This window comes from Lactiplantibacillus sp. YT640 (assembly GCF_049745435.1).
In the GTDB taxonomy this organism is placed as follows: domain Bacteria; phylum Bacillota; class Bacilli; order Lactobacillales; family Lactobacillaceae; genus Lactiplantibacillus; species Lactiplantibacillus plantarum.
Window position 1 is genome coordinate 1 of the sequence record NZ_JBMNVY010000050.1, and the last position, 9,543, is coordinate 9,543.

The 9,543-nt window shown below is 39.7% G+C and carries 11 protein-coding genes and 3 tRNA genes; all 14 read right to left on the bottom strand.

The genetic code is table 11. The features are described 5' to 3' along the window. Positions 1–122: 122 nt before the first annotated feature. A complete protein-coding gene (locus ACOV1R_RS14935; protein ID WP_217203392.1) occupies positions 123–1,208 on the bottom strand; it encodes a phage minor capsid protein in 1,086 nt (361 codons plus the stop codon). Further along, a complete protein-coding gene (locus tag ACOV1R_RS14940) occupies positions 1,201–2,796 on the bottom strand; it encodes a phage portal protein (protein ID WP_217203390.1) in 1,596 nt (531 codons plus the stop codon). Before ACOV1R_RS14940 ends, ACOV1R_RS14935 begins: the two co-directional genes overlap by 8 nt. Positions 2,797–2,798: 2 nt before the next feature. Further along, a complete protein-coding gene (locus tag ACOV1R_RS14945) occupies positions 2,799–3,545 on the bottom strand; it encodes a PBSX family phage terminase large subunit (RefSeq protein WP_424744246.1) in 747 nt (248 codons plus the stop codon). Between the two features lie 693 nt (positions 3,546–4,238). Beyond that, complete coding sequence (locus ACOV1R_RS14950; protein ID WP_063486483.1) at positions 4,239–4,748, bottom strand: phBC6A51 family helix-turn-helix protein; 510 nt, start codon at positions 4,746–4,748, stop codon at positions 4,239–4,241. 39 nt (positions 4,749–4,787) lie between these two features. Continuing rightward, positions 4,788–5,087, bottom strand: a complete 300-nt coding sequence (locus tag ACOV1R_RS14955) for an ImmA/IrrE family metallo-endopeptidase (RefSeq protein ID WP_217203386.1) — start codon at positions 5,085–5,087, stop codon at positions 4,788–4,790. After that, positions 5,050–5,232 (bottom strand): hypothetical protein, encoded by a 183-nt coding sequence (locus ACOV1R_RS14960; RefSeq protein ID WP_217203384.1) that lies wholly within the window; start codon positions 5,230–5,232, stop codon positions 5,050–5,052. Before ACOV1R_RS14960 ends, ACOV1R_RS14955 begins: the two co-directional genes overlap by 38 nt. A gap of 61 nt (positions 5,233–5,293) precedes the next feature. Then, positions 5,294–6,442, bottom strand: coding sequence for a helix-turn-helix domain-containing protein (locus ACOV1R_RS14965; RefSeq protein WP_217203382.1), 1,149 nt, complete (start codon positions 6,440–6,442; stop codon positions 5,294–5,296). A gap of 22 nt (positions 6,443–6,464) precedes the next feature. Continuing rightward, entirely contained in the window at positions 6,465–7,217 is a 753-nt protein-coding gene (locus ACOV1R_RS14970; RefSeq protein ID WP_217203380.1) for a hypothetical protein, read from the bottom strand. 84 nt (positions 7,218–7,301) lie between these two features. After that, positions 7,302–7,361, bottom strand: a tRNA-Ser gene (locus tag ACOV1R_RS14975). Between the two features lie 86 nt (positions 7,362–7,447). Further along, positions 7,448–7,519, bottom strand: a tRNA-Trp gene (locus ACOV1R_RS14980). A 37-nt stretch (positions 7,520–7,556) separates the two neighbouring features. Continuing rightward, positions 7,557–7,724 carry a BC1881 family protein gene (locus ACOV1R_RS14985; protein WP_217203378.1) on the bottom strand — a complete coding sequence of 56 codons (168 nt, stop codon included), beginning with the start codon at positions 7,722–7,724 and terminating at the stop codon, positions 7,557–7,559. Between the two features lie 28 nt (positions 7,725–7,752). Continuing rightward, positions 7,753–7,825: transfer RNA gene (locus tag ACOV1R_RS14990), tRNA-Asn, on the bottom strand. A 134-nt stretch (positions 7,826–7,959) separates the two neighbouring features. Then, positions 7,960–8,427: an ArpU family phage packaging/lysis transcriptional regulator gene (locus tag ACOV1R_RS14995; protein ID WP_128468002.1), complete on the bottom strand. Its 468-nt coding sequence runs from the start codon at positions 8,425–8,427 to the stop codon at positions 7,960–7,962. Positions 8,428–8,886: 459 nt separating this feature from the next. Continuing rightward, positions 8,887–9,255 carry a YopX family protein gene (locus tag ACOV1R_RS15000; protein ID WP_217203376.1) on the bottom strand — a complete coding sequence of 123 codons (369 nt, stop codon included), beginning with the start codon at positions 9,253–9,255 and terminating at the stop codon, positions 8,887–8,889. Positions 9,256–9,543: the final 288 nt, after the last annotated feature.

Consider the following 9,543-nt stretch of genomic DNA (forward strand, 5'->3'; position numbering starts at 1 on the left):
AACCGTCCACGCAAGGTCTTGGGATGGAAAAGTCCAAGTGAAGTTTTCTTCGGCAAAAAGTTGCGCTTGATTTGACAATTCGTCGTATAAAAAATAAGCCTTTTAACGCCATGCTAAGGGCACTACTGTTTTTCTCGATTGTATTGACGCACTAGTCCATGCTTATTAACAAACTTACGAGTAACTGACTGACGACGTCTCACTAATTCTTGTGCAGCCGTAATATCACTTTGATCGCCAAGCTTTTTAGCTGCTATCAATTTACGCTTAGCTTTTCGTACCTCACGTTCAAGTCGTCGCTGAGTTTGTTCTAATTGATACCTAGCAGCATTGTCATCATCTGACTGCTGTGGCACTGGCATTGAACCGTAGCCTTCGATATATGGAATCGTATAATGTCGGCAATTAATGCCCCCAATGCCAGTAATCGTACCGTATCCCGTTGTTGATTCAAAATCTGGATATTTGTCCGTATCACCATCCAATGAGTAGACATGGTCTTGATACTGCAAGTGGCTTGGACGGCATCCCATGTGAGAACTAACTTTAACTAACGAACCATACTGGCGATACCTAAGTAACTCTGTATCATTCGTAGCACTATTAATACTTGAGTTAACCACTGTCCGCACATAGACATCTGGTGACCATTTTCGACCAGCCTTATCAACAAGTGCGGGTACACCTTGTTCTGCCCATTGCTCACTAGCTTTAGCTATTGCTTTGATGGCAGTTGTACCACTATCAATTGACCGCTTTGCATCACCAACAATTCCCCTAAACATCTGATACGCATTAGCGCTCATATTACGTCTAGCAAGGTTCAGATAATTATCCGTCTCTGTTAACTGGTCATCAACAACTTGCTTAAACTGTTGCGAATCCTTGATCGAATCCACTTGCTTTCCAGTAACCTTTTTAAGCCACTTTTCAGCTTGTTTGACATTATCTTGACTAATTGTACTAAGTCTTGTGTGCAATTGCTTAGACGCATGCTGTGTAGGTGAGACAGTTATTTTAGCAGCATATTTTCGTACATCGTCCGCATGGTTAAGTAACTCGTTTACCCATTCATTATCCCTATCATCATGTTTAGATGCTTCATTTCCTATTAGGTTGATAATGTAAGACCAGATCAAGTCTTCAACACTAGCATAGTTGTTAGCATCTTCATCAGAATAACCCGATAAATCCCATGGTTTAAGCATCATCCTCACCATCTTTACCATTACCACCGACAACATCTTCAATTGCACCTTCGACATTTGCTGTTTCTGCATTGATTTGGTCAAGAACCTGTTGAGCTTCAACATCAGTAATTCCATTGGCACGTTTAATTGCTTCTAGTTGTGTCATAACGGGGTGATTACCATTCGCCTTCATGTAATAATCCAAATTATCATTCCGGTCTTTAGCAATCGAATCATCAAAGTTAACAGAAATATCAAGATCTGTTTGACCTGAATATTGAACATTGGAATCATTTTTAGCCAGCTCCACAATAATCTGGCAAATATGTTCAATTGCTTCTCCAATCAACGTTTCATGACTGTTTTTGGATTGATACGTATCACTATTCTCACTAATTACCGCTGTCGCTGTGATAACACCCTGTTTGCTGTCAAATGTAAACATATCCGCGCTAAATCCAATTTGTGAGGAGTAGAAATGCAACAGATCATTGATTCCAGATACGATTGCTTCATTTCGCAGTCCTAATGTAATATCAGTCGGTTTCACTGACTCACCATCACCGCCACTCATTGTCGTGTTGTATGCCATATAGACATCTTCATTCCAATCAACATAATACCGTGTTTTACCGGTTTGTGGATCAACTTCACGTTTCAATTGATTTGCTGGTGCGGCAATACGCCGTTTTCCTTTGACAAATTCTTGGAATAACAAGTCATAGGCTTCATCTAACTGGCGCAATGTGTCTATGGCGTTAGCGTAGATAGGAATACGCAATGGACTGTCAATGTGCAAGTTATTAGCTAAATTAGGCTTTAAATAAATAAACGTCGGCCGTGAATAAAGCTTTTTGGAATACCTAGTTGGCTGCGGTGACATGTTTTTGAACGCATCTGGCAAGTTACTCCAATCATCAATCTTCACACCCAAATCATCATTGCTATTGGTCGTACTCTTGTAAATCTCGTTAGTCACGACATAGTCTGTATCGGTTTCTTCATGCCATTCCAATAACGTATAGTAATGACTGTCACTCATGAACTTGGAGGCAATGACGGCTTCACTTACACCATTAGCATCTGACGTGATTGGATAGAATGCATCAGCAGTAGCAAATCGAATCTTTACTTTACCACGATCAGTGTACAATCGGATAACAATGCCACCAGTTGCGAACATATATTCTAAGTAACGTTCAAAATTGTTATAAAAATGATTGTCCTTCAAGGTTTGCTGTACGAACTGATTCTCAACCGTTTGATAATCATCTGGCGATGAGGGATCATCAGGATTCTTCGCGTTTTTGGGGCTAACAGTAATGACAGCCTTTTGATTGAATACTAAACTTGCCATCTTCTTGGCGGCAACTTGTCCCATGTTTAATGACATTTTCTGACGGTCTAAATAAGAATCGTTGGGTAACTTTTTGTGTATTTTCAACCATTCCGGTGTTGACTGATAAATGCTAAACCACTTAGCAATCAATCCATACTGGTCATCATCCGCCATTACCTTCTTATGGTCAGTTACGCTTTGCAACTCAGTAGCTAATCCCATTTTGACTAACACCCCCTTTATCCAATCATGTATTCTGTTAAACAAGGCTAGTAACCTCCCTTGTATTTCTTCGTAAAGTAATTAGCAGCGTACCGACACTCGTCCATTGCATGGTTATTAGCATCGACCGGCTTACCGGTTGTTTCATCACGTACATACATACCAAGTTCTTTAACAAAGTGATAATTATCATAGCTCTGATTTGCTAGTCCACTATCCGGCGTATCAACTAAGACAAACTGACCATCTGCAATCAATGATTGTTGCCGCTGAATGCCGACTTCAATTCCTTTAGAGTTACCAACATGATCATGCCCGTTGTTATCCGCCTTACCAGCTTCAACGCCAACCTTAATTAGCTCTTGTCGTAATGCCAATGAAGCGGGATCCACTAACACCATCGAGTAGTGCAGTTGGTATGTGTTAACACACCACAAAATAAATCTTCTTAATTCTGTGGCATATGTGCTCATTGCCTTTGTTTGTCCGGTCTCCGTACCACTGTGATAATAATTGGCAACACGGTTTAGAACAAACTTAAAACGCCCATCAGGTTGCCGGACACGGGTAACAATATTGCAACTCATTGTTGTGGCATCATCTTGACCAGCATCACCAGTAAAAAACATTTCAACTGGTTGTCCAATCAAGGTATGATTAGTCATACTGTCTTGGTCAAACTGGTCATAGATAATCCCCTGTGGCATGACTCTTAATCCTAACCAATCACGCTTGTACAGATATGGATTTTTTTTTAGCTGCGTCTCCATCTCAGCCAGACGCTTGGTTGTCATCANATACTGTCTTGGTCAAACTGGTCATAGATAATCCCCTGTGGCATGACTCTTAATCCTAACCAATCACGCTTGTACAGATATGGATTTTTTTTTAGCTGCGTCTCCATCTCAGCCAGACGCTTGGTTGTCATCACTGGGTTATCAGACATACGCCAATGTAACCAGTGCGCATCGGGCTCATCAAAAAATTTAATAATTGGGTCTTGTGGTGCCGGTGGGTTAAGATCAGCAAGATGATAGCGATACTTAGCTGCGGCCGTCCGCCGAAAGGTTTCATCAAGGAATTCATGGTTTAACAAGTTGATTTCAGAATACGCAACTGAGCCTAATGACATACCACGGATAGCATTAGCACTGTTTGACTTGGCCCCACCTTTGAAGTAAATCTTCTTTTTTCCACTCGGTAGGTCTAAAGCTAAATGATCGCCACCACGATCACGTCTCAAATGACTAGCACCATCAAATATATAGGCTAGTCCCATGCCATCACCTTCGATAAACAGGTTATAAGCAAGTTCCTGGTTATAGGCGCTGACTAAATGGTTCTCATCCGTTGTTGCCAAATAAAACAGCGCTAACCGGGCATCATCAGCCGCCGTCTTGCCAGCACGAATTGAACCTTCATTCACATCAAACAGATGGTCGAATGGAGAAAAAATAAACGTTGCCTGTTTCTTACCATATTGAATACTACTTAGTGGTGTTTGCATCGTCTTCCTCCTCCTTCGGTACTAACTGTTGTGCTCCTTTAGCTAAAGCTTTAAGCAATGGATTTACATGACCAACGCCTTCAAGTTCATTAGCCTTATGCTCAACAATGCGAGCATCCGCGTTAGCCTTCCTGATTTGTGCCTCCCGAAGTTCATCATTACCATCCGCCGAGCCAAACCCAGCCATGGTTAGAATCGTTGTATTTGCTTGTAAGCGTACCATCTCAGACTTGGCATTTAAGGATAGCTGGTGTAACTGTTTGACTGCATCCGGCACATAACCATCCAATGCGATATGGCGGTATTCTTGCTGAGCTTTGATAAAGGTTTGGTTCTTCTTCCAATTGGCAAGTGTCTGTCGTGAACGGTTTACCGTTTTGGCGATTTCTTCATCAGTCAGTTCATCTTCAAACAGCATGATAACAGCCTTTTTCCGCCGTTCATCAAGGCTTTGAAAAGCACCATTTTGTAAACTTTTGTATACTGTCATTACATACCACCACACCTCCGTTAATTGGAATTAATTACATTAATACAACTTGGCTAGATCATTATTAGCAAGTGTGCTATCTAGCATATTACCTAATGGATTTACAATCTTTTCATCATTGCAGATATCGTCGAGCCCAGCCTCGTGCATCATTGCGTGTACCATTTCGGGCATGAGCGTTTGACGCTGCTTTTGTTCTGACAATTCTTTGCGAATGTAAATCGTGGCACCAGGATAATCAGTTACTCCCCAACAAGCATCACCGGAATCTTCAAGTCGCTTCTTTAAGACAACGGTATAATTAATACCACTGATTTTTACATACGCTGGTAGTTTCATTCCGCATCTCCTTATTTTTATCCAAACTAAAAGCGCCATGCTGTTTAGCACGACGCTTATCCTTGTACCACTTATCTAGCCGGGCATCAGCCTGCACCCATTCAGGCGGCTCGTATCCGTACTTGCTGTGTATCATTACTGCCATGACACCACTCCTAAATTTATGTAAAACAAAAACGCCCCAAAGGACGTTTAAAGATATTCTTTTAATAAAATGTCTTATTACTTGAAACCAATCCTGAAATAAAACTATCAGAAAAGCGAAATATTTGTGACACAAATTCAGGTTCAAACTTAAAATACTCTAGCACTTCTCCAAAGGGCATCACTTTATCATTTATTAATTTAAATAAAGCAGCAACTTTCCCAGGCCTTTTGATGCTCATTGTTGAATCCAAGGGTTCCCTAGACACATAATGTTTCTTATACCTGTTGGCAAAAAAGTTCTTATTTTCTTCAGAAGTAACCAATCCTAATTTAAAACCTCTATATTCTGCAGTTGTCAAAGATACCCAATACTCCTGTTTTATAGCTAAGTAATCATCAGGAACAGATTTTCTTCTAACAGTCGCCATCAAATCTTTCATTTCAGATTTTGGTAGCAAGAACGCAGAAGCAAATTGATTAGCTTCCAACTCATATCGTTTAAAATCCGGTGCTTCCAGCATATTAAAATCAACATCAGAGTGTAATACCAAATGTCCTAATTCATGAGCTACATCAAAAAGTCGACGCACAGCACTCTTTCCCGTAACACCTAAAACTATGAAAGGAGACTTTAACGATCCATCTGGAAACCGTGTCCAGGCACTATACGCACCAGCGTTTAGTGCTAGTTCTTTTTCAAACACATATGCGCCCGCCTTCTCTACATAAAATAATAAGTCTTCGTTACTTCTGACTTGTATTAAGTCTCTAACCATGGCAGCAGTCTGTTCTATTAATTCTTGTCGATCAACAACATTATTCCTCTCAATCTTCCTGGCAAGTGTGACCGCTTGTTTCAAAACATTTTGCTTTAAATTTAAAAATGATTCACAATAATCAATCAACGCAGAAGCAAAATTAATCTGAGCAGCTCCTTCACGTACGTTTTTTCGACTATTTCTATCAGTCGACCTATATGCAATTGCTTCTTCATCAGTTACATTATCTACTATAGGTTTCGTAAAGAAGAACGAACTTTTGACCCTAAAAAAATGGCTTAGTTTCAAAACATTCATCATTTCAGGCTGTATATTATTATTTTCGTATTGACCAACTGCTTGCTCACTTATCGAGAGTACTCTGCCAAGGTCTTTACGAGATATTCCACGAAGATTGCGAAGACTTTTTACATTTTCTCCATAAAACATCATTAGAACCTCACTTTATTAACTATTTCTTCTCCCTTGTATTCTCTTTAACAGCTTTTATCTCTTGATTATCATAATATAGATAACTAGAGCTAGGTTCTTTGTCTGGGTCGAAATCTTTTGACAAAGTGCTATTATTCATAAATTCATCTGGAATTTTAACTTCACTAGCTGCATTTAATTCAGACAAATCTTCGATCAACTTAATCTGCCCATCATATACAAGGTTTAAACTCATCTTGTCAATATCAATGCCCTTATCAATATTATAAATTAATAAATAGAATGCGTCTGCAGATTCTAATTTTCGTACGTCAATTTGTTGATCATTGGGCATATTCAAAGCATCATCTAAAAGGTTAAGTTGTTCTGAATTTCCAGTAAACAAGTCAGAATATGGTTCGTTTACATTCTCACTCCATTGGCTAATATAATTCTTATGCAAATCTTCTTTTTTGGCAAGATTTGATTTTTTGTTTAAAAAAGCAGACCCTTTCTGTGCAATCCAAATACTTTGATGATTGATTTCAAATTCAAACCTTAAAAAATCCCATCCTGCTGCCTTGTGCAAGCTATAACTGCCTAGATTCTTTTCGTTTAAGTCTTTTGCAATATTATCATCAATATGATTGCTTCGAGTCCATGCGTATCCACCACTAACTTCCATAGACTCTTTTTTCTGAATTCTTTCTGTCAAATACTCGACGAAGCCTGTCCGAGTAGCATCTACAAGCAGTTTTTTCACATCGTCATTCAATAACGGTAATTCGGTCATTTTCTATCCTCACTTTATTTATTTTAAAATTATTATACCACTTACTTTCATTTTTTTAACAGTTTTATCTTTTTAATTTAGTAATATTGCTGACAGGACTCGAACCCGCATCCCATTGTGGCTTACCAATTAGCCCACAGCGATACTCGCATTCAACGGCCGACGTTAAACACGAAGACTAATGCCGACGGCAGAGAGGAGCGCATCACCCCTTATAAATCCGCCGGCTACACAGATAGCTGGATTTGAACCAACATAGACAGTTTTGGAGACCGCCATCTTGCCAATTAGATCATATCTGCTTAATAATGGCACTTAATTCAGTTCTGTGCGCATAAACTAATCCATATTGACAATGATCACTGCTGGACCATCAAAGCTAAATACTTTCTGGTCTCCAACAGTGATTTTTGCTTGCTCCTCTAACTGTAAGCTAATGGTCTGAATGCCTAAGCGAGATTCTAATTCCTTCGAAAGATCCTTAGTTGTCACATCCTTTAAGTCCATTATTTCATCTTCCTCTCCTTAAAATTAACGTAGCCTGCTGGGCTCGAACCAGCGACAACCTGATTAACAGTCAGGTGCTCTACCAACTGAGCTAAGGCCACATGAATGCTAGACGTACAAGCTGGGGTGGCTTACCTAACATTCGATAATACTAATTTACTCCCCTTTTTGACTCATTTACCGGAATCAACACGGAAACTTGTCGGAATTTACTCGGAATTTTGTCGGAGTAAATTTAGCCCTCGTCGTAGTGAGCAATAATCTCTGGCTCATACTTTTTAACGATCAGGTCTTCCACGCCATCCGGATATATCTCAGCGAACATTAACTGGGCTTGTTTCAAATACTTATTAAATGTTTTGTCGGAGATATTCAGGTTAATCATGCACTTAGTTTTTGAATACCGTTTAACATAGAGCAGCATTAATAGCTCTGAATATTTCTCCGTTTCTTCATCAATTGTAACAGCTTCAATGACCTTGACAACTAAATTAGCCATAAAATCATCGTTAGCTTTACTAACTTGCTTGTCTTCAATATGGTTGCCATAGCTAGGACTTTTAGGCATTCCGTCCATTGCTGGACTTTGCAGGTTGAAATTAACCCTGCGAGCTCGTAGTCGCCACTTCCAATAGTCTTTTAGCACCCGTTCCGCATTAGCAATTGTTCGTTCTTCATCCACGTCCTTAAAAATGCTCTCCATCACTGCCACCCCTTGTTTTGACTGTGCTATAATTAATTTTGTGGGAATCAATCGTAACGGCGTCAGTGATGGCGGCGCTTTTTATATGTTATACTGGCAACGGTCATACGAGTGGTCCTAATGACTAGCCGCCTTAATTGGTGGCTTTTTTCTATTGCCATTAATTTCCAATAGTATTAGAATTTAATGGCACGCATGTGCAAGCCAATGCTCACTACAGTTGTGAATAGTAGTGAGCTTTTTTGTTCACCCATGACGTTGTATAACCCATGTCAGCAAGAGCGCAATAACTACATAAACAATGATGACTCCTAGCACGATTGAACCAATCCAACTAACTAACTGCCACGGGGTTGCGTTCCATATTGCTTCAAATATCTGTTTCATTTGTCCGTCTCCTGTTTACGTTTTTCGATAAAAGGTGTAGATATGAATACTTTTCCTAGAAACACTTTAAAATCAGCCTTTCAGCAGTTCCGGGTTCTCGTGTGCATTACCGTGTACTGAATATCCATCAAAACTAATTACTTGTTCTAACGGATATATTTTTTCGTTGCAATTAACCACATAACTCGCATAGTCGGGACGATATTCTACGAGGCCGATGTGCTCTTCTTCTCTAGGGTCATATTCGTCCCCAACACACCATGTACTCCCAAAATGCAAAATATCGCCTTCATAGATTTCCTTACCGTTCATGTCTTTCAGGCCGGTAAACTGTTCAAGCTTAAAATCACTTGCATCTAAGGCGTCCAAGGTCAACCCTTTCAATTCGTCATATTCCCTAATTACCTTGCACTCGTTGTCCCACGCTCTAAACTTAATCATCGTCGCCATCTCCTAATGTAATATCGTCTACACCTGCAAACAAATCCAAAAATTCCGTCTAATACCTACCATTATTCCACCATAAACACGCTAAGATCCGACATTTCTTCACCAGGACTATCTAAATTTGTTTCTGTAATGCTATAACAGTATTTTTCATTTACATTATCAACTTTTCTAATGAAATCGATTGCTTTTTCCTTTGTGACGAATTGTCAAATCAAGCGCAACTTTTTGCCGAAGAAAACTTCACTTGGACTTTTCCATCCCAAGACCTTGCGTGGACGG

Coding starts and splice junctions, on each gene's coding strand:
- ACOV1R_RS14950 (WP_063486483.1), bottom strand. CDS start 4,748: ATGACAGTATACAAAAGTTTACAAAATGGTGCTTTTCAAAGCCTTGAT.
- ACOV1R_RS14995 (WP_128468002.1), bottom strand. CDS start 8,427: ATGGAGAGCATTTTTAAGGACGTGGATGAAGAACGAACAATTGCTAAT.
- ACOV1R_RS14985 (WP_217203378.1), bottom strand. CDS start 7,724: ATGGACTTAAAGGATGTGACAACTAAGGATCTTTCGAAGGAATTAGAA.
- ACOV1R_RS14965 (WP_217203382.1), bottom strand. CDS start 6,442: ATGTTTTATGGAGAAAATGTAAAAAGTCTTCGCAATCTTCGTGGAATA.
- ACOV1R_RS14970 (WP_217203380.1), bottom strand. CDS start 7,217: ATGACCGAATTACCGTTATTGAATGACGATGTGAAAAAACTGCTTGTA.
- ACOV1R_RS14945 (WP_424744246.1), bottom strand. CDS start 3,545: ATGACAACCAAGCGTCTGGCTGAGATGGAGACGCAGCTAAAAAAAAAT.
- ACOV1R_RS14935 (WP_217203392.1), bottom strand. CDS start 1,208: ATGCTTAAACCATGGGATTTATCGGGTTATTCTGATGAAGATGCTAAC.
- ACOV1R_RS14960 (WP_217203384.1), bottom strand. CDS start 5,232: ATGGCAGTAATGATACACAGCAAGTACGGATACGAGCCGCCTGAATGG.
- ACOV1R_RS14955 (WP_217203386.1), bottom strand. CDS start 5,087: ATGAAACTACCAGCGTATGTAAAAATCAGTGGTATTAATTATACCGTT.
- ACOV1R_RS15000 (WP_217203376.1), bottom strand. CDS start 9,255: ATGATTAAGTTTAGAGCGTGGGACAACGAGTGCAAGGTAATTAGGGAA.